The following is an 18701-nucleotide window of genomic DNA, read 5'->3' as shown; positions in this document are numbered from 1 at the left end:
GTCTTACTCCTGAAATGCCGGCATGACCTCGGTGATGAAGCGTTCGAGCGACGCCTTCTTGCGCTCGAAGCTCATGCCGGTGTCGATCCAGAAGGAATATTCGTCATAGCCGAGCGCTTCATACGCCTTGAGCCTGGCGATGACGGTCTCAGCGTCGCCAACCACATTGTTGGTGCGCATGACCTGATCCGAGAGCATCTCGTTTGCTCTGATCTGTTCGTCCGGAATCCGTTCAATCAGGCCCTGGGTAACCGGCTTCTCATTCTTGAACCAGGCGAAGAAATAATTGTAGTAGACGCTGAGTTCATGGGCGGCCTGGGCGACATCGTCCTCTGACGAGCCGACATAGGTATGGCGCAGCAGCATGATCTTCGGCCGCTCGACATCGGGATTCTTGGCGCAGGCGTCGTTGAAGCGCTCCATCAACGACTGGACCTCGTCGTCGCCCTGCCAGAGCGGCGTCACCTGAACGTTGCAGCCGTTGGCAACGGCAAATTCATGCGAGTTCGGATCGCGCGCCGCAACCCAGATGGGCGGGTTCGGCTGCTGCAGCGGCTTCGGCGCCGAGGTGGTCGAGGGAAACTTGAAGAACTCCCCGTCATGGGCATAGTCGCCGGCCCATATGCCCTTGACCGCCGGAATAAGCTCGCGCATGCGCTGGCCGGCGCCCCAGGCATCGAGACCGGGCAGCAGACGTTCATATTCGAAGGAATAGGCCCCGCGCGCGATACCGATATCGAGCCTTCCGTCGCAGATGATGTCGGCCATGGCGGCCTCGCCGGCTAGCTTGATCGGGTGCCAGAAGGGGGCGATCACCGTCCCCGTCCCAAGCCGTGCCCGCGATGTGCGGCGCGCCAGATCGGCAATGGTCACGAACGGGTTGGGCGCAATGGTGAAATCCATGCCATGGTGCTCGCCCGTCCAGATCGCATGCATGCCGCCCTTGTCGGCAATCTCGCAGAGCGCGACGAATTCCTCATAGAGGCTTTTGTGGCTCTGGCTGGCGTCGAGCCGTTCCATATGGACGAAGAGGGAGAACTTCATGATTTTGCGCCCTTGGCTGGAATGGGATGAACGGTGCCGCCGGTCTCGTCGCCGAAATAGACGCCGAAATTGCCGATCGAGCTTTCCATCGCAAAACGGTTGACGATATCGGCGGTCGAACTGGTCTTGAACTTTGCCGCAACCAAGGCGTCAGGTTTTACGAACCTGCCGCCGGCAGGCTCGCCCTCGCCGGCAACGGCGTGATAGACGATGTGCTGCTTGCCGTCGCTCTTGCCCTCATAGACCGAATAGAGAAAGCCGATGCTGACCTTCAGCCCGGTGAGCGACTCCAGGTATGTTTGCAACGCCTCGGTCGGGTTGCCATCATAGGCGTCGACGCTTGGCAGGGAGAGCACATCCTCGCCGAGCAGCAGTACCTCTCCGCGGCGCTCGACGACGGCGGCCAGTTCGATATTGCCTTCGCTTGCCGCGGAAACCGCCTTGCTTGCCAGCGTCGGCGTGAAATAACCGCCGCGCGCATAGCCGAGACCGTTGCGGCCGCTATTGTCGAAAGCTTCGATGCGTCCCATCAAAATGACGTGGTCGCCGGCCTCGATGACCTGTTCCATGGCGCATTCGAACCAGGCCGCCACATTCGAGAATATCGGGCAGCCTGCCGATCCCCTCGCCCACTCGACCGCCGCAAACCTGTCTTCGACCGGGCGCGCAAAAGTGTTCGACACGTCTTTCTGCGTTTCCGAAAGCACGTTGATGGCAAAATGCGGCGCTCCGGTCATGATGGCGAAATTGCGCGACGTCTTGGCAAGGCAGACGAGCAGCAGAGGTGGATTGAGCGAGACCGAGGTGAAGGAGTTCGCCGTGAAGCCGATCGGATTTCCATCCCCGTCGCAGGCGGTGACGACGGTCACGCCTGTGGGAAAAGCGCCGAATGCATCTCGCAATGCCCTTGGGTCGACAGTCTGGATTGTCATCGTTCATCCTCCCCGAACGACAGCCACTCAGCGAGCAGCGAATTGACGATATCAGGCGCGGTCAGGTTCACCATGTGACGATGACCTTCGACGATACGGACGTAGCCCTGCGGCGCAAGCTCTGCCATTTGCGTCGCCATCAGGGGTGTCGAATTCGGATCATCGGACCCCGTCAGGAACAGGGCCGGACCGGCCACATCCTTCCAGCCATCGGCGTAGGTCTCGTCTCCGCCCGCAAAGGCAGCGTAAGCGACGGCATAGCCCTGGGGATCAACGAGGTTCAGCCACTTTCGTGTCAATTCACGCGCAACGATGCTGTCCGCATCATCGCCGAACCAGCGGGCCAGAGGCCCTTCCTTGTCGACGCCCGCCACCGGAATGGCCGCAGCCCGCGCCAAGACGGCAGCCTTGGCTTCAGGGTCGCGCCTGTAGACGCCATTGAGGTATGCGACACGGCTGATACGCTTGCCAAAGGTCGCTGCCGCCCCTCCCGATACCAATGCGCCCATCGAGTGCCCGGCAACATTTGCCGCGTCGATCGCCATCTCGTCGAGAAAGCGGCCGAACCAGGCGACGAATTCCTCGAGCCGACTGCCTGCCGGCAGCTTTGCGCTCTCACCGTGTCCCGGCATGTCGACGGCGATGACGCGATGGTCCGCAGACAGAAATGCGATCTGCGGAGCCCAGGCCTCGAGCCGCATGCCGACGCCGTGAATGAGAACCAGCGGCTCACCACTGCCGGCCTCGTGATAGGCCGTGCCGCTTGCCGTCTTATTTCGGGGCAAGGCACCGGCGGCGTTCGTTGCTACAGCGGTGCCTGTGGTCGATCCGGCTGTCAGCATCTCAAAGCGCTCCCTCAAACGCCCGCAGGATTGGCAACGTCCTGCCCCAGGTCCTTCAGATCTTGGTAGCGGTCGCCGATGCGGTGATGGGGGCGTCCGCCTATCGAAGCACCGAGGGCCACGACGATCTCGTCGGCGGCAGGCGCGTCGGGGATCGACGTCTGGATGGTCAGGTAGTGCGAGCGGCGACCCTCATCGTTCTTGTCCATCAGCGGGATCATGATCGGCGCGTTGGCAGGACCGCGTGTGTTGCAGAAGGCGAGATAGGACTTGGCGCCGACGGCTTGGCGATAGAAATTGCCGAAGCGCAGCGTATGGATGAGCGCCGATCCGTGTTCGATCTCGCCGTCTAGGCCGACGACCGCGGACTTTCCATATGCTTCGACGGCCTCACCGGAGCCGACCGCATCGATGATCATCTTGGTCAGCAACTCGCCGAGCACCGGAGCGCCTGCATGGATTTCAGGCTTGAGGTCATCGACGAAGCCACGGCCCGCCCAGGGATTCTTCACGACCGCGAAGGCGGTAAACAGCTTCAGCGGAACCGCCGCGGCCTTGCCGCCCTCGATCAACGTCGTCTCGATCTGCAGTCCCGTCTTGCGAATTTGAATGGCCACCGAACACCTCATTTCTCAGTTTCGTATTATGGTATACCATAATATATGCGTGTCAAGTTCGTTCCCGCGAAGACGCGGACTTAGACAATCCTCCCAAGATACTCATTCAAAAACAAAGGCTTGTCCGCTGAACGCGATCGCCGCAGATCAGCTGCTGCCAATGTTGGCCGGCTCTGGAATCTCGACGTCGGCACGCGTGCGCATTCGACGCTCCGGAAGCACTTTCCTTCTTTCAGCCTGTGGTGAACCGCCAGGGGCCCCGCGGCGGCCCGCAGGCGCAACGAAGCCGGACGCCACAACCATCCCAGTTCCTATGATACCGCCTCATATATTATTTATTATGGCATACCATCACATTGAGCAAAGTTGAGTGTCAAGCGCGGAGTATGAATTGTCGTGAATTGCACGGGGTCATCATGGCGAATGCCGTCTGCATTCGGCCGGTATGTGGATTCAGTTCCGTGCGGCTGCTCGCTCAACGTCCATGCTCCGCAAAGGGACCTTGATACGGCTTGACGCATTTGTCTGCGGGCGCCTATCGAGCTTTGATCATTTTCTCGCCCGGGGAATGAGCTTGTCGCCACAAGAAAAACGCATGCGGATGATCCGTCAGGTCGTGATCTTCGGCATTGTGCTCCCCGCCTTTTTGGACTTCACCGTCTACCGCCTGAAGACAGGCAATTTTGGATAAATGCGCGCCCTTGCGCAGTGAATGCGTATGTTTCCCAGAAGGATTATGACCGCGGGTCAGGAGAGGGAAAAAGCCGTGTCGTCGATCTATCTCCTTCCGCACATTGCCGAAAGCGGAAATCCACATGCGTCCTGAACGTGGCGCATCGCTCGAAGCGAGCTTTGCGTCGGAGAGCGTCAAAGCCGGTCTGCTCGCACGCCTTGCAAGCTCGCAGGGGGTGCCTGCACTTTGACGCAAATTGCCTTGTTCGATGTGCAGAGAAGGTTGCCGGTTTGGCACGCGATGTCGGAGGTGTTCCTCGACAGCGAATTGCAGGCAAAGGACTATCGCCGGATCGCCAAGGCGCTCGACTTATCCGGATACTCCCTTCCGGAACTACGATCCATCCTGGAGGACGAGGTGGCCCCGGCATTTGCATCAAACCTCTGCTCCGTTGCAGGAGAATGGGCCGGTTGGAGCGAGAACGATGTCCAAACCATCATGCTCCAATCGCTGTCGCGGCGACGTTTTCGTCTTCTGTCATGGCTGAAACGGGTGATGCGTCGACGCCATATCGAGCAAGAATGGGAGAAGATCGCGCAATTCCTCGAACAGGGATGAGGCCACCCTCGCAATATGCCGCAATACCGCAGCGGCCTGCGCCTCGCCTATTCGGCCGGCTTCTTGGCGGACAGTACCGCTTCGGCGATCGCGCTCGCAGCGGCGACGTGATCCATCGCCGCCCGGTAAGCCCCCTCGCCGTCGCCGCGGCGGATGGCATCGACGATCTTCGACATCTGTGCCGGTCCTTCGATGCCGCGCCCCTCCGTCTTGATCGTCATCGAACGCAAGTGGTTTATGCGCACGGTGAGGAGGTTGACGACGCCCCAGGCAACGTGCCTGTCGACCATCGTGAACAGTGTTTGATAGAAGGAAGAGGTGTTGGTCAGCACACCCGCCATATCGTTGTCGCGGTAACTGCTGCGAATCCCGCTCAGGGATTCTTCCAGCGCGGCGACGATCTCGGGGCTGCGGCGCTCGGCGCATAGCCGCGCCGCCATGCCTTCAAGCGCGCCGCGGATCTCATAGATCTGTTTGGCTTCCTCGATGTCGAGCTGCGCGACGATCGGCCCCTTGTTCGGCAGATTGGCGACAAGCCCTTCCGATTCGAGATGCCTCAGAACCTCGCGCACCACTGTTCGGCTGACCCCGAGCTGGGCGCAGAGATCGCGCTCGACAAGGCGATCTCCGGGACGGAAATATCCGTTGACGATGGCCTCGCGGACCTTGTCGAGCGCCAATTCCCGCAAGGTCTTTGCAGGACGCTCGACTCTAATGGCGTCCTTCAGAGCACCGCTCATTCTGTACCTCAGTGTTGGACTGACTTCGCACGCTCAAATTCCCCAGCGGCAGCCGAATGCAAGAATCGTATTATGGCGTACCAGATACTGTAGCTGTCGGCGACCGGCAATTCAACAAGCGCCGTGCCGCCCGGAAAGGTTCAGCCTCTCGAAACGATCTCCTCGGCCACGGCCTTGGCTTGCACCCGGATATCCGGAACGGCGGTGATCTCCCAGAATTGTCCCGCCGTCAGGGCGCCGACTGCGAAAAGTCGGGCCGGCGAGATCTCGGACGGGGCTGTCACCTCGGAAGCGGCATTCACCTGGATCCCGAGACCAAGGGGATCGGGGACGATCAATTGAAACCGGCTCATCTCCTTCAGGAGCGGTGAGTGGCTGATCCCGGCGCGCTCCATTCCCGTGCAGTTGACGAGCCAGTCCGCATTGATCCCGGCGATCTGCGGCGTTGCTCTCACCCTGTAGCTGGCAAGGAGCCTGCCCTCCTGGGCTCCGAGCGATTTCAGGAAACCCGCGTGGAAACGAACGATTCCGTCCGAGACCAGCTTCTCAAACCTGTCGAACACGTCGGGCGCGACCCGATGGCGATGGATATTCCACCAGGGAAGCGCATGCCTGAGGAATCGCGACCGTTCCTTGCTGGAAAGCCGTTGCCAGAGAGCCTGCGTTGCGGGCCTCAGGCCGTCCATCACGCCTCGCCAGTCGGCAACCGTCCTGCTCTTGCCCCGCAAGCTCTTCAATATCTCGCTGATCGTATCCGGAAGCGCCTCGACGTCGATCGGCAATGGCGCCGGCAATTTCCTCGCATGTCCGAGCGGTGCGAGCCCGCGCCGCGAAAGCACATCGATCCTGCCGCTATGGCCGTGGGCGCGTAGCGCCAGAACCTGATCGATCATCGTCAGACCGGATCCGAGGATGCACACCGCATCGGACGATGCAACGCGCCTCAGCCACGAAAGCCGCCACGGGTTCTCGATGATCCGCGACCGCAGCGATGGCGGGACGCCATCCGGATCGACCGGAAGGCTGGCATTGCCGACACCGAGACAAAGCACCACGTTCCTGCCGGCAATCTCGTCGCCATTACCAAGATGGAAGGCCAGCGTGCTGCTGTAACGTTCCACGCATCCGGCCGCCTTGGCCTTGATGAAATCGACCCGGCAACGACCGTCCCGCTTTCGAAGCAGCCGCGCAAGTGTGTCGCGGACATAAAGACCGTAATCGCTGCGCGAGGCGAAATCGCCTGCCTGCATCAGGCGTCCATGACGTTTCAGCCAGTCGACAAAGTCGTCGGGTTGATGCGGCAGCAGGCTCATGCGGCCGGCGGGAACATTGAGGCGATGGAGATAGAGCTCCGTTCGGTACGCCGTCCCGCGGCCGAAACCGGGATCGTCGCCGACGACGGCGACCTTCGCCGAGGCGGGAAGCTGCTCGATGAGATTGCAGGTCACGGCAATCGCTGAAAAACCGGAACCGACCACGATAACATCGTATATCAACGCATTCTCCCTGAAGCTCCGCAACGCCCGGCGAGACATTTCTCATTCACGCCTCGAGAGGCGCTCGCCGTGCCTTACGGATCGCACAAGCGGCAGAATCACGAAACAATTATCTCTATCGTCTATAAATATAGTTTGTTATTTCTCCCGCTAGCCCGTTCCCAACCATTACCCTTTTGCGGGTGAGATCAAGGGCCGTGCGGCCCTGAACAAAGGGGCTCAAAATGAATTTCAAGACTTTGGTTGCCGCGATCGCTATCGGCGTCGGCACGCTTGCAACGACTGTTATCGCCGAAGCGGCGGACAAGAAGGTGGTGGTCGGCTATCAAACCGACGCCTTGCCGTCTTCCGTGGCGATCGCCAATGGCGAATTTGCCAAGGAAACCGGGTATGACATCGACTTCCGCAGATTTAATTCGGGCGCCGAGATCTTTGCGGCGATTGCCTCCGGTGACGTTCAGGTCGGTTATGTCGGCTCCAGCCCGTTTGCGGCTGCAGTATCACGCGGGCTCGAGGTCAAGGCCTTTTACCTCGCCTCCATCTCGGGCATCGACGAGGCTCTCGTCGTCCGCAACGGTTCCGGCATCGAAAGCCTGAACGATCTGAAGGGCAAGAAGCTTGCTGCCGCGCCTGTTTCCACCGACCACTATCAGCTGTTGGCGCTGATCAAATCGTTGGGCCTGACCGAAAAGGACGTTCAGGTCTTCGCCATCCCTCAGCCCGAAATCGTCGCCAGCTATAACCGCGGCGATATCGACGGCGGCTTCGTCTGGGATCCGGCGCTCACCGAACTGAAGAAGAACGGGAAGGTTCTTGTCACCTCCAAGGACGTGGCGGACAAGGGTGCGCCGACATTTTCGGCCTGGGTCGCGACCTCGAAATTTGCCGCCGACAACCCGGCATTCCTGAAAGGCTTCGCGTCGGTCATCAACAAATACTACGCATCCTTCGCCTCGGACAAAGCCGCCTGGGGTCCCGACAGCGACAACGCCAAGTCGCTCGCCAAGCTTCTCGGCGGCACAGCCGACCAGCAAGCATCGGCCCTGAAGAACCTCACGCTTCTGACGCCTGAGGTTCAGGCATCGGATGCCTGGCTCGGCGGCGGCGAAAAGGCGGGTGCCGGCAAGATCCTCAAGGACACGGCATCATTCCTGAAGGAACAGGGCAAGGTTTCCGACGTGCTGGCCAATTACGGCGCCTTCGTCACCGCCGACGCGCTGACCGGCGTCAGCAACTGATCCTCCCCGACGCCGGCGCGGCTTGCCGCACCGGCGTCTAACATGCGAGCAGGAATATGCTTAAAGTCGATCACGCCAGTGTTTTCTTCGCAGCCCGCGACGGGCGGACCGTTCACGCGCTTGATCGCGTGTCTTTCGATATTCCCGAACGGGGTTTCGTCGTCGCACTCGGAGCGTCGGGATGCGGCAAATCAACTCTTCTCAATGCGATTGCCGGTTTCCTTCCGCTTTCGGAAGGCCGGATCACGCTCGACGGCCGCGCGGTCGAACGGCCGGGTGCCGATCGCGGCGTCGTCTTTCAGAAGGACTCGCTGCTGCCGTGGAAATCCGTCGTCGACAATGTCGCGCTCGGTTTGAAATTCGCCGGGGTCAAGCGCAAGGAGCGCGAAGCGCGCGCCCGGGAGTTGCTCAGGCTCGTCGGCCTCGATGAATTCGCCGGCGCGTTTCCCTACGAGCTGTCTGGCGGCATGCGCCAGCGTGTCGGCATCGCGCGTGCTCTGGCGACAAATCCCGACATCCTGCTGATGGATGAGCCGTTCGGCGCGCTCGACAGCCTGACGCGTGAGCAGATGCAGGAACTGCTGGTTTCCATCTGGGATAAAACGGCAAAGAAGGTTTTCTTCATCACCCACTCGATCGAAGAGGCCCTGTTCCTGGGTACGCAGGTCCTGGTCATGTCGCCTCGACCGGGACGCGTCGTGGCGCGTTTCGATCTGGATTTCGTTCGCCGCTTCGCCGAAACCGGCGACGCCCGATCGATCAAGGCGTCGCCGCAATTTGCCGAGCTGCGCGAGGAGATCCGCGCCATTCTGCACAGCACCGAAGATTTAAGGAGCGCCGCATGAGCGATATAGTCCAGGCATCGCCGATTGCGACTGGTAGTGAGGACCGCCGGGTCAAGCTGGTGAAAATGGCAAGCTTCGGAGCCGGTGAGAAGTCGACGGTGGCCATCAGCATTGCCACGGCGCTTGCCATACTGCTGCTGTGGTGGGTCGTATCCGCGCTCGGCGTCGTTCCACACCTGTTCCTGCCGCGTCCGGACGAGGTGCTGACACAGATCGGCGCCGTCTATCGCGACGGTTACGCCGGCGCGTCACTGTCCGAGCATATTTTTGCAAGCCTGTTCCGCATCGTGGCCGCAGCCCTCATCGCCATTTCCGCCGGCATTCCGCTCGGCTTGCTCATGGGACTGAACCGCTGGGCAAAAGGCGTGCTCGACGCACCGATCGAGTTCTACTGGCCGCTTCCGCCGCTCTCCTACCTGCCGCTGATGATCATCTGGCTCGGCATCGGCGAGACGTCGAAGATCACGCTGCTGGTGCTGGCGATGTTTGCGCCGATCTGCCTCTCGGCCCAGGCCGGCGTTCGTTCGCTGCCGATCGAGCGGGTCAATGCCGCGCGTTCGCTGGGCGCGAGCCGGCTGCAGCTCTTCCTGGACATCGTCCTGCCCTCCGCCCTGCCCGAGATTCTCACCGGCATCCGCATTGCGCTCGGTGTCGGCTGGGGCACACTGGTGGCGGCCGAATTGATCGCCTCCACGCGCGGAATCGGTTTCATGATCATGTCGGCTTCACAGTTCCTGGCGACCGACGTCGTCTTCGTCGGCATCGGCATCATCGCGATCTGCGCCTTCACCTTCTCGGCCGCCATCCGCTTTCTGGAGGCGTTCCTCGTGCCCTGGAAAGGCAAGCTCTGACCGAATGGCGGGATGGCGCGCCATCCAAACATCGGCTTGCGTACACGACATTCGGTGCAGCTCGGGGGCTGACGTCAACCTCCGAGCTCGCCCGTTAGGGCCATCCTAGATTCACCGAGTATCGAAAATTCGCGGCATCGCTCGTGGATGTCGCGATCGGTCAGTGCACAGTAACCGCATCGGCCTGGCGCTGCTGCAGGCTGCGGACCAGCATCACGGCCTCCCTGACGATTGCCGAAAATGTTGCATCATCGGCCTCTGCGATCCTTCCGGTCATATTGCGAATGATTGTCGTCAAATGGATAATGGAATGGCGATGCTGCGGATCTTCCGATCCGATTTCGGCATCGGCCATGGCAAGCAGCGTCTGAACTAACCGCTCCATGGTTTGCCGGCGCCTGGTCCTCGGGTCGGCATTCGGATCTTCGCTCAGGCGCAGGAGGTCGGCGGCAATGTCGGACATCCGATTCCACTCACATCGCAAAAGCCGGCGGCATGGCAGCGACATGCCTTCGACCGCGCGTCTGCGCCTTCAAGGTCTGCAACAGCCGGTAGCCGTTGCGCCAGCGGCCGAAGCCGCTGGAAACATTGATATGGCCGGCAAGGCCGATATTCCTGGTCTCGGCATTCCACAGGCGGCCAAACAGGGTCAACCGATCGACCGTCATGTAGGCATCGTTCATGCTGCCGACGACGATACTCGGAAAGGGCAGAGGCGCCGTCGGCATGGCGCCAAACGAGATATGCCCCGGATGCAGAATTTCCGTGGCCGGCAGATCGCACGGAGCGACGAGTAGGGCTCCTTTGACGCGGCGCGCCGCACTTCGCCCGGCCAGCCGGGCGGCAAGCAGGCATCCGAGACTATGGGCAACCAGATAGGCCTCACCGGCCTCCTCAAGCGCGCCTTCCAGTCGCAACAGCCAGCTGTCCAGATTCGGATGATCCCAATCGTCCTGAGCGACGCAACGGCTGTCCGGCTGATCCTCCAGCCAATGCTGCTGCCAATGCCCTTCTCCCGAGCCGAAAAGCCCGGGAAGAATAAGTACATCGATCATCTGGCGCCATCCTCTCCCGGGCGGCGCGCCGGTCCTTTTTCCCATCGGGGCAAACATCTGGCACCATTCATCGGATCAACCCGATCACCAGAGCGAACAGGAATGTGAAAGAGCTGACGATCGTGCAGATCCCGGCCGCATGCCTGAGCTGCGACATGACGCTGCTTCCCGCCCTTCTCGCATTGTGCCGACGCAGCTCGGTCTCAACGACAATCGCCATCACACCGCTCTCCTCAATACCAAAGGCCTGGCATGGCGCCCCAATAATGGAGCTCGTATTCGCGTGCGGACCAATCGCGCTCTTCGTCGCGCGTGAACAATCCATTGGCAGGCGCGTGCGCAGCCGGCGCCTTCGGCTCGAGCAATCGGCCAATCGTCAGTTTCAGCCAGAGGTGAAAATCAAGCTTCATGCGAACCTCCTGTCAGGGACTGGTACTTTTCAGCGAGAACTTTTGTTTTCACGCAATTCCGGACGCAAACCGCTGTGCACTTTTGCTGGAATTGCCCTAGGACATCAGCGAATGACGGCTCGCATTGGCGAGAAGATCGCGGAGCGATGCTGTCGGTCCGTAGAGCATCAGCAGGCGGTTCTCCTCGCGTTTGGCGAGGCGATATCGTCGGGCGAATTCGAAGACGCTCCACAATTGATCGCTTGGCCCCGGCCTTTCCGCATCATCCATTTTCGCCTCCTGAGATCGAACCATGGCGGCGCCCCTTACTCGGCCGCCGCCAGTGCAGGGTTTGCGTCCGGGAAGAAGGCAGCCAAATCGCCGATCACTTCGTTGATGCGGGCCAAAAGCGGATCGGATGAGACCGCATAGTCGGTAAAATCGCGATCGGCCGCATAAACGGCAGTCGGCAAGGTATGGGCCATGAAGAAACCGAACAGCGGCCGAAGCTGATGCTCGACCATCAAGGCATGCCGGTCACCGCCGCCTGTCGCGGTGATGATGATCGGCTTGCCACGAAGCTCGTGCGGATCGAGCAGATCGATGAGGTGCTTGAAATGGCCGGGATAAGAGCCCTTGTAGGTCGGCGAGCCGATGATCAGGGCATCGGCCTGCACGATCTCGTCGACGACATGTCTGGCCTGCTCGTCGAGGTCCTTGCGCCACAAGGCCCTGCCCAGCGATGGACCGACATCATTGAGATCATAGGTCTTGCTCGCAAATCCGTAACGAATGCTCGCGCGGTCGGCGACGTGGCGCACGAGTGCCAATGTCTTCGAAGGACGGTTGAAGCTGCCAGCAATGCCGACGAGTTTGAAACCTGACATGGTTTTTCCTCTCTTTGGATTGCCTCAACTATTGTCTACAAAATTGATAGATTAAAGGAACGTGCATCTCTCCTTATTCGGCTGGTTGAAAAAAACGTTCGCTCTCGCCCCGGCACGCACAGGCTGCAGGGCGATCGTCACCGGTTCTCGCGACCGCAGGCAGAAACGGGATCTCGGCTCCAATGGGGAAAGACGTCTTGGAACATGGAAACACCGCGGGGGCGGCTCAATGCCGTCACCATCAAAAAGCGCCGGTGAACCGCTCGGGCTAAATGGCTTTGCCGCAAGGTTGGATATTATTGGTATAAGATTTCCGGTTCAGCGGAACGATTGGATGACACGCTCTGCCCTTTCCGTCGCAGAAAATATACATTCCTTATAGATTTTAGCGGGAGTTTTTCATGCCATTGCAGACGGCTAATGTCATCGATTTCCAGGCTTACCGGCAATCGCGCTGCAAAGATGCGGCTGATGCGTCCAAGGCGCTCGCGCCGGCGTCCTTCGCGATGCAGCCCGTTCTGATGTGGGTGCCCTATTGGGGTTTTATCCCGGTGATGGCAATGGGCATTGCCGGATATGGCGTCTGATCAAGCGCTTCTCTCCGACGTCGAAACCATAGACGCCGCCGAGCAGATCACCGTTCAGACAGGACAGAATTTGCGGCGCATTCGCACCCGCCGCGGCTATTCCCTAGACAGGCTGGCAAAGATCGCTGGCGTCAGCCGCGCCATGCTCGGCCAGATCGAAACGGGCAAAAGCAGCCCGACGCTCAGCATTCTCTCGAAGATCGCGCTTGCTCTCGGCATTCCCTGCGCAGCATTGATTGCCGAACGCGGCGAGACCTCGATCATTACAGTGCCGCGGGCAAGATCGAAAATCCTCGCCTCGTCCGAAGGGCGCTTCCGGACACGGGCTCTTTTCCCCTTCGAAGGCGAGCGAAAAGTAGAATTCTACGAGCTGAGGATCGCTCCGCACCATAGCGAAAGTGCCGATGCCCATCAGCATGGAACGGTGGAAAATCTGGTCGTTGCCCAAGGCACCGTCGAAATCATCGCCGGCAGGCAGGCGCCGCATATCCTGGGCGAAGGCGACGCCATCATCTTCGATGCCGACGTGCCCCATATCTACCGCAACATGACGGGAACGGAAGCGATCCTCTACCTGGTGACGACCTATCTCGAAGACGTTCGCGTCTGACGCAAAGAGCCCCCGTCTCCGGAGGCTCTTGGTCATTTCCTCTAAGAGGCCAATGGCTCAGGCGGCCATCGTGCAGCACATTATCATGCCGCCGCAGTTCATCATGACAGGCATGCCGCCGGACATCATCGACATCATGCGCTTGCAGCATTCCATGAACATGTCCTTGTCCATGCCTTCCATCGGCTTCATTTCGCAGACCATGCCCTCGGCAGTCATCGTGCACTTCATGGCGCCCATCATCATCATCATCGGCATGGAGGCCATCATCGGCATCATGGCGCCGTTCATCATGGGCATGCCTGACATCATCGGCATCATTCCACCCATCATCGGGTTCATCATGGCGGGCATCATGTTGTTCATCATCGGCATCATGTTCATGGCGGGGTTCATTGTTTCTCTCCGATCAATATAGCGGCGTTTCGCGTTTCGCTGAAACGGGAGATAAAAGAACTAATTCGAGCAAACAATGTAAAAAAATCTTCCCCCATCTTTTCCTCCAATAGAATGGAACGGTTTCGATGGGAATGCGCAATATTGCCAAGATAACGGAATTCCATCCGCTATCATCGCCCGAGCGGGACGATCGCTCTGAACAGTCTCCCTGAATACGCCAGGAGAATTAAGTCCCCCACGCCATTGTGAAGGACTTTCTGAAAGTCTGTCGTTTCCGAACTAAGTTTCCGATATCTCGACCGACAGATCCGGGCCGAGCGCCTGCAGGAAGCTAGCGGCATCGAAAATGGCTGCCGGCGCCTTTGCGCCGATATCGCGGATGCGTCCCGAGAGGATACGCTGGACCGCTTCACAGATGATCGGCGCCGTGACGGCGTAGATGTCTTGTCCCTGTGCGACAATCTGACGGCGCACGTCGCCCTGCGTGACGATCACTTCTACGGCAAAGCGCTGCGCCGAACGCCCGGATTCGTCGACTGCCTGTGGCGGAGGCGTCGACGAGTCGCGAACATCCCGCAGAGCGGTTGTGCTCAAGAAGGTGTGCAGTTCCTTCGTCCGGACGTGCCGGGCGATCAGCGGCACTTCCGAAAAGGGAAGCTCGACGAAAGTCTGCCGGCCGAACGGGGCCGGTAAAATCGACACCCTTTCAGCAGGCGGTTGAGGCACCGGCTCCAGCTGCCCACCGCTGACGGCCAGGCGCCGTGCAGTGTTTCTTTCTCCGGTAACGCGTGTGCCTCTCGTCGGCAGCCAGCTGTCGAGCGCAACTCGAATTTCGATGTCGTCGGCGTGCTCCCACTCGTCCATGACAGCTGCCACGAGCAGGTCGGCCAAGCCGCCATAGAAACCCATGGCCGGGATGACGGCTATGCCCGCTTCCCGGGCCGCAACCTCATGCCTCTCGAACGTGGCCTGCACACTCGGTTGCTCGGCCGTCACGTCGAGATAATGAATCCCCGCTCGCAACGCGGCACGCACCACTGCGTCGGCGGTGTCCATGAACGGGCCGGCGCAGTTGATGACCGCCGCCGCGCCGGCTAGCGCCCTGTCCAGTTCCCCGTCATCCTCGACCGCTGCTTCGCGGCATTCGATGCCGCGCTCTGCAAAGCCCGCAGCCGCCAGCCGCTGGGCATTCCGTCCAATCGCGATGGGCTTGAGACCGCGCCGCAACAGTTCGGCGACGACAAAACGACCGGTATGGCCGTTCGCTCCCAAGACCGCGATAGATTGGGACGTCTTCGTGATGTCGGCTTCGTAGATGGTCATTGTTTTCTCCTGCGCTACAGACCTGTCTGTATTCAATAAAACATACAGGTCTGTAGCGTGTCAATCCGTTTGCTGTTATGCTGGCGACCTTGGAGGTACACGAATGTCGAAAAGCGCAACGAACTCCCGTGCCTCTGGCGGCAACGAGGTGCGGGATAGAATTCTCGAGACGGCGTCGGAACTCTTTTACCGGCGCGGCGTGCGTGCTGTCGGTGTCGATCTTGTGGTCGAAAAATCCGGCGTCGCCAAAACCAGCCTCTACCGCCATTTCGGCACGAAGGACGACCTCATCGCGGCCTTCCTCAAGCGCGAAGACCTGGACTTCTGGAGCACCTGGGATCGCGTGACGGAACAGCATCCGGACGATGCCGAGGCCGAGCTCGATGCACATTTTGAGTGGATCGGCGAACGGGTCGGGCGGGAAAACTACCGAGGCTGTCCGCAGATCAACACCGCAGCCGAATTTCCCGAAGCGGATCACCCTGCCCGCAAGGTCGCCGAAGCCCACATGCGCGAGATGCGGCGGCGTCTGAAGACCATCGCCGAGGAGCTTGCGGTTGCCGCGCCCGATCGGCTCGCCGGTCAACTCGCGGTTCTGATCAACGGCGCCTTTGTCAGCATGCAGCTCTTTGAACCCGGCGAGGCCACCGGTTTGCTGCGCGATGCAGCGCACGCCCTGATCGCCGCCAGCCGTAGCTGATCACACTGGACATCCGCTGAAAGTACAAATTGCAGAGCTGTGAAATGGGGGCAAAAGGAAGCCGCAAGTCAGGGCGACTGAGCAGCCCCCAAATCCCGGCTTTTCAAACATCATTGCCCGGTCCGGCTCAGGTAGAAATTTTAGGAATGATGAGGATGCGTGGGATCGTCGTGCGGCTTCAGGAAAAACCGGCGCGCAATATCCCCATAGCCATCATAGACAAGCCCGCCATTCAACCGGACAAGCGTTTCGCGGTTTTTGCGATAGACCGCCGGAAGGCGATACCATGAGATGCCCGGCCGGCGGTGATGGAGAACGTGCAGATTGTTGTAGAGAAACAGCAAGCCGAAGAGATGGCTGTTTTCGACGATGGCGGTGCGCTCCTCATGGCTTTCAGCATATCTGTGCTCGGCATAGGATCTCAGCCGCGTCATCGCAGCACCCGTATAGACGAAAGCAAGATAGAGCCACAGCGGCATACCGCAGACGACGGTCGACCAGAATAGGACGCCGACGACGCCGATGCCGTGCGCTGCCCATATCCGCCGCCGTCCCGGTTCGTCCGCCCGTATCAGCCGCCATTCCTGCCCAAGGAAACTCAACAGCATCACCACAGGACCGATGGTCAATCGGCCGAACAGGGTGGTATTCCACCGGGCCAGCAACCGCCCGGTCGCACCGAGCTGCTCCCAGGCGGCCTTGGTGAAATAGGAAGATTCCGGATCCTCGATCGGATCGGTCAGATATTCGTCGCGATGATGCTCCAGATGGCTTTCCCGATAGATCGGATAAGGCAGCCACAGCGACAGCGGTATCGACCCGATCGCATCGTTTATCGCCTGGTTTCCCGTCGGGTGGCCATGAATGACTTCGTGCTGAAGCGATCTGTGCCAGGCAATCAGCCAACCTCCTGCGATCATGACCACGAGCGGCGGCAACGATTGGCACCACCAGGTGAGCGCCAGAAACCCGCCATGAATGACGAGTGCAAGAATGACCGTCGGCCACTCCGTCGAACGCGTGGGAACAATGGTCCCGGCGGCCCGCAAAGTCCTGTCGAGCATGCGTGTGATTTCCCCATCAACCACACCAATTTATCGCAGGGCATCGGCAGAATGGAATAAATTCCATCTATTTTATAGACTTATGTGAAAAAATCCGTCTCTAAGGCTTGTCGCCGTGAAGATGACGTTCGAGGAAGGACAAATTGTCCTGCCCCCAATAGATCTCGCCATCATAGACATAGGTAGGAAAGCCGAAGACGCCGCTGTCGCGGGCATGCACGCGGTCCGCCGACCATTTGTTCTGGACATCGTCGTCGGCTTGTCGCCGAAGAAGTGCTGCGCCATCGAAACCTGCCGAGGTCACGATCACCTCGCGCACATCGGGCTTGCCGATATCCTCCGCCTCGCTCCAGAAGGCATGTTGCAGAGCGCGGGAAACGCCGATCCAATCCTGTCCGTCGAGATAGGCGGCAATCACGAATAGGGATGCAGGCGTCGGATCGCTCAAATCCGGGCGATGCTCAAGCCGCAGGTCCTTGCCGCGCACGCGCGCCCAGCGCTTGAGATCCCGCGTCCAGTAGGCACGCCGGATCTCCGGGCGATTGCGCGAAAAGATACCGCCGTTTTCCTCGACCACCGTCGTCAGATAGGGTGTGATGACGACATCGTTCTTCGCCGCAAGTTCGGCAAAGGCGTCGAAGCCGATATAGGCCCAGGGCGAGCCGATCGAAAAGAAATATTCTACCGATTTGGTCACTGATGCATATTCCCTAAGAGGTGATGGTCCGGCGTCGTACGGGCGACGCCTTTCAGGAAGCGGCACGGATGCCGGATTGCGCTTTCCATCCGAGCTCCGGTGCAATTGTCGTCACGAAGTCGTGGAGAATTTGGCGATATTCCGCGTGCTCGAACTCGTAAGGGAGTTCCAGCCTCAGCTCGCTGACCTCGGGCAGGATCGGATCGGCAAAAAGCTGCGCCAAAATCTCGTCCGACGTGCCGACGATATCACGGGCGAAAAGCGTGCGCCGCTCGCCCTGTGGCGAAAGGGTCCGCTCGTGGCGGCCATCGGCATAGTCTCGATATCGGCGCCGCGTTGCCGCATCGGCGCTGTCGAAAGGCACGATGACGCGGCCCAGCGCGACGCGGCGCTGCTTGCCCGCGGCGCGAAAGGTTTCGATTAGCCGCGATTGCGCGGTGAAGAAATCATCCGTTCCCTCCCCCGTGATCACATTGCCGGTCAACAGGTTGAAGCCGTTGCGGCCGGCCCATTCGGCCGAGCGCTGCGACCCGCCGCCATACCAGATCCGGTCGATCAGGCCCTTGGCATAAGGCTGCAGCCGCGGCCGCTGCGGGCCGAACGGTGTCTTGATCAAGGTCTGCTCGTCGCCGAGATAGGTGCCGCGCAGATTGTCGGCAAAACGCGCCACGCGATCATGCGAGAAATCGTAACCCGTCCAGTCGCCGTCGAAGACGAGCGGGGCGATCAGGTCTGCGTGCAGCGGCCGGCCGGCGCTGACGCCGATATTCAGCCGCCCGCGCGACAGAATATCGACGGTGGCGAGATCTTCAGCCAGCCGATAGGGGCTTTCATAACCGATCGGAATAACGGCGGTTCCGAGCTCGATCCGGCTGGTGCGCTGCGTCGCCGCCGCCAGGAAGGCGCTCGCAGAAGAGATTCCAGGCTCCAGGTGCCGCTGGCGGACCCAGGCGCTGTCGAAACCCAGATTCTCGCCATATTGCAGCTGCTGCAGCGTCTGCTCCAATCCCGACAGCGGGTCGTCGTCGGGATAGTTGCCGGGGGTGAGGAAGCCGATATGGCTGATGGATATATTGCCCACTCGTGCCATCCCA

General features: G+C 60.2%; 25 protein-coding genes. 7 read left to right on the top strand and 18 right to left on the bottom strand.

The window, feature by feature from the left end; all coding sequences use genetic code 11:
* Nucleotides 1–3: 3 nt before the first annotated feature.
* The 5 genes from FHX10_RS12130 to FHX10_RS12110 form a co-directional block, all read right to left on the bottom strand.
* Entirely contained in the window at nt 4–1044 is a 1041-nt protein-coding gene (locus FHX10_RS12130; protein WP_028756784.1) for an LLM class flavin-dependent oxidoreductase, read from the bottom strand.
* Nucleotides 1041–1976 carry a flavin reductase family protein gene (locus FHX10_RS12125; RefSeq protein ID WP_097542513.1) on the bottom strand — a complete coding sequence of 312 codons (936 nt, stop codon included), beginning with the start codon at nt 1974–1976 and terminating at the stop codon, nt 1041–1043. The genes FHX10_RS12130 and FHX10_RS12125 overlap by 4 nt, the downstream gene beginning before the upstream one ends.
* Nucleotides 1973–2818: an alpha/beta fold hydrolase gene (locus tag FHX10_RS12120; RefSeq protein WP_184389353.1), complete on the bottom strand. Its 846-nt coding sequence runs from the start codon at nt 2816–2818 to the stop codon at nt 1973–1975. The genes FHX10_RS12125 and FHX10_RS12120 overlap by 4 nt, the downstream gene beginning before the upstream one ends.
* 14 nt (nt 2819–2832) lie before the next feature.
* The gene (locus FHX10_RS12115) at nt 2833–3435 is read right to left on the bottom strand and encodes an amino acid synthesis family protein (protein ID WP_028759123.1); all 603 of its coding nucleotides are present in this window, start codon (nt 3433–3435) and stop codon (nt 2833–2835) included.
* A gap of 535 nt (nt 3436–3970) precedes the next feature.
* Entirely contained in the window at nt 3971–4306 is a 336-nt protein-coding gene (locus FHX10_RS12110) for a hypothetical protein (protein ID WP_143541495.1), read from the bottom strand.
* 48 nt (nt 4307–4354) lie between these two features.
* Here FHX10_RS12110 and FHX10_RS12105 point away from each other — a divergent pair, with 48 nt between their 5' ends.
* Nucleotides 4355–4726 carry a hypothetical protein gene (locus tag FHX10_RS12105; protein ID WP_184389349.1) on the top strand — a complete coding sequence of 124 codons (372 nt, stop codon included), beginning with the start codon at nt 4355–4357 and terminating at the stop codon, nt 4724–4726.
* Nucleotides 4727–4773: 47 nt separating this feature from the next.
* Here FHX10_RS12105 and FHX10_RS12100 read toward each other — a convergent pair whose 3' ends face one another.
* Together FHX10_RS12100 and FHX10_RS12095 are read right to left on the bottom strand one after the other, a co-directional pair.
* The gene (locus tag FHX10_RS12100) at nt 4774–5466 is read right to left on the bottom strand and encodes a GntR family transcriptional regulator (RefSeq protein WP_063475853.1); all 693 of its coding nucleotides are present in this window, start codon (nt 5464–5466) and stop codon (nt 4774–4776) included.
* Between the two features lie 140 nt (nt 5467–5606).
* Entirely contained in the window at nt 5607–7001 is a 1395-nt protein-coding gene (locus tag FHX10_RS12095) for an FAD/NAD(P)-binding protein (RefSeq protein ID WP_184389348.1), read from the bottom strand.
* A 185-nt stretch (nt 7002–7186) separates the two neighbouring features.
* Between FHX10_RS12095 and tauA the strand changes: the two genes are divergently transcribed.
* From tauA to FHX10_RS12080, 3 genes are read left to right on the top strand one after another with little or no spacing between them, the layout of a single operon-like run.
* Entirely contained in the window at nt 7187–8200 is a 1014-nt protein-coding gene (tauA, locus tag FHX10_RS12090; protein ID WP_028759147.1) for a taurine ABC transporter substrate-binding protein, read from the top strand.
* 56 nt (nt 8201–8256) lie between these two features.
* On the top strand, nt 8257–9045 hold the full coding sequence (locus tag FHX10_RS12085; RefSeq protein ID WP_028756777.1) for a taurine ABC transporter ATP-binding protein: 789 nt from the start codon (nt 8257–8259) through the stop codon (nt 9043–9045).
* Nucleotides 9042–9896, top strand: a complete 855-nt coding sequence (locus FHX10_RS12080) for an ABC transporter permease subunit (RefSeq protein ID WP_028758375.1) — start codon at nt 9042–9044, stop codon at nt 9894–9896. Before FHX10_RS12085 ends, FHX10_RS12080 begins: the two co-directional genes overlap by 4 nt.
* Nucleotides 9897–10056: 160 nt before the next feature.
* Here FHX10_RS12080 and FHX10_RS12075 read toward each other — a convergent pair whose 3' ends face one another.
* The 6 genes from FHX10_RS12075 to msuE form a co-directional block, all read right to left on the bottom strand.
* Entirely contained in the window at nt 10057–10359 is a 303-nt protein-coding gene (locus FHX10_RS12075) for a hypothetical protein (protein WP_028756775.1), read from the bottom strand.
* 10 nt (nt 10360–10369) lie between these two features.
* Entirely contained in the window at nt 10370–10951 is a 582-nt protein-coding gene (locus FHX10_RS12070) for an RBBP9/YdeN family alpha/beta hydrolase (protein ID WP_028756774.1), read from the bottom strand.
* 67 nt (nt 10952–11018) lie between these two features.
* The gene (locus FHX10_RS12065) at nt 11019–11171 is read right to left on the bottom strand and encodes a hypothetical protein (protein ID WP_165932218.1); all 153 of its coding nucleotides are present in this window, start codon (nt 11169–11171) and stop codon (nt 11019–11021) included.
* Between the two features lie 13 nt (nt 11172–11184).
* A complete protein-coding gene (locus FHX10_RS12060) occupies nt 11185–11361 on the bottom strand; it encodes a hypothetical protein (protein WP_164735886.1) in 177 nt (58 codons plus the stop codon).
* 96 nt (nt 11362–11457) lie between these two features.
* Nucleotides 11458–11655, bottom strand: a complete 198-nt coding sequence (locus tag FHX10_RS12055) for a hypothetical protein (protein ID WP_028756773.1) — start codon at nt 11653–11655, stop codon at nt 11458–11460.
* An 11-nt stretch (nt 11656–11666) separates the two neighbouring features.
* Nucleotides 11667–12227, bottom strand: coding sequence for an FMN reductase (gene msuE / locus FHX10_RS12050; protein ID WP_184389347.1), 561 nt, complete (start codon nt 12225–12227; stop codon nt 11667–11669).
* A 401-nt stretch (nt 12228–12628) separates the two neighbouring features.
* Here msuE and FHX10_RS12045 point away from each other — a divergent pair, with 401 nt between their 5' ends.
* Both FHX10_RS12045 and FHX10_RS12040 read left to right on the top strand, forming a co-directional pair.
* Nucleotides 12629–12814, top strand: a complete 186-nt coding sequence (locus FHX10_RS12045; RefSeq protein WP_184389346.1) for a hypothetical protein — start codon at nt 12629–12631, stop codon at nt 12812–12814.
* The gene (locus FHX10_RS12040) at nt 12804–13424 is read left to right on the top strand and encodes a helix-turn-helix domain-containing protein (RefSeq protein WP_028756770.1); all 621 of its coding nucleotides are present in this window, start codon (nt 12804–12806) and stop codon (nt 13422–13424) included. The genes FHX10_RS12045 and FHX10_RS12040 overlap by 11 nt, the downstream gene beginning before the upstream one ends.
* Before the next feature lie 57 nt (nt 13425–13481).
* Here FHX10_RS12040 and FHX10_RS12035 read toward each other — a convergent pair whose 3' ends face one another.
* Together FHX10_RS12035 and FHX10_RS12030 are read right to left on the bottom strand one after the other, a co-directional pair.
* Nucleotides 13482–13820: a hypothetical protein gene (locus FHX10_RS12035; protein ID WP_165932217.1), complete on the bottom strand. Its 339-nt coding sequence runs from the start codon at nt 13818–13820 to the stop codon at nt 13482–13484.
* A gap of 282 nt (nt 13821–14102) precedes the next feature.
* Nucleotides 14103–15146, bottom strand: coding sequence for a saccharopine dehydrogenase family protein (locus tag FHX10_RS12030; RefSeq protein WP_028756768.1), 1044 nt, complete (start codon nt 15144–15146; stop codon nt 14103–14105).
* 103 nt (nt 15147–15249) lie between these two features.
* On the opposite strand from FHX10_RS12030, the gene FHX10_RS12025 reads away from it, so the two are divergent.
* Nucleotides 15250–15846 (top strand): TetR/AcrR family transcriptional regulator, encoded by a 597-nt coding sequence (locus FHX10_RS12025; RefSeq protein WP_028756767.1) that lies wholly within the window; start codon nt 15250–15252, stop codon nt 15844–15846.
* A 140-nt stretch (nt 15847–15986) separates the two neighbouring features.
* Here FHX10_RS12025 and FHX10_RS12020 read toward each other — a convergent pair whose 3' ends face one another.
* The 3 genes from FHX10_RS12020 to FHX10_RS12010 form a co-directional block, all read right to left on the bottom strand.
* Entirely contained in the window at nt 15987–16910 is a 924-nt protein-coding gene (locus tag FHX10_RS12020; RefSeq protein WP_184389345.1) for a fatty acid desaturase, read from the bottom strand.
* 100 nt (nt 16911–17010) lie between these two features.
* Nucleotides 17011–17607 carry a 2-hydroxychromene-2-carboxylate isomerase gene (locus FHX10_RS12015; protein ID WP_184389343.1) on the bottom strand — a complete coding sequence of 199 codons (597 nt, stop codon included), beginning with the start codon at nt 17605–17607 and terminating at the stop codon, nt 17011–17013.
* A 52-nt stretch (nt 17608–17659) separates the two neighbouring features.
* Nucleotides 17660–18697 carry an LLM class flavin-dependent oxidoreductase gene (locus FHX10_RS12010; RefSeq protein WP_184389342.1) on the bottom strand — a complete coding sequence of 346 codons (1038 nt, stop codon included), beginning with the start codon at nt 18695–18697 and terminating at the stop codon, nt 17660–17662.
* Between the last annotated feature and the right edge of the window lie 4 nt (nt 18698–18701).

This window comes from Rhizobium sp. BK591 (assembly GCF_014195045.1).
GTDB classification, from domain to species: domain Bacteria; phylum Pseudomonadota; class Alphaproteobacteria; order Rhizobiales; family Rhizobiaceae; genus Rhizobium; species Rhizobium anhuiense.
Note: the sequence above shows the minus strand (reverse complement) of the source record. Positions and strands in the feature narration are given on the sequence as shown.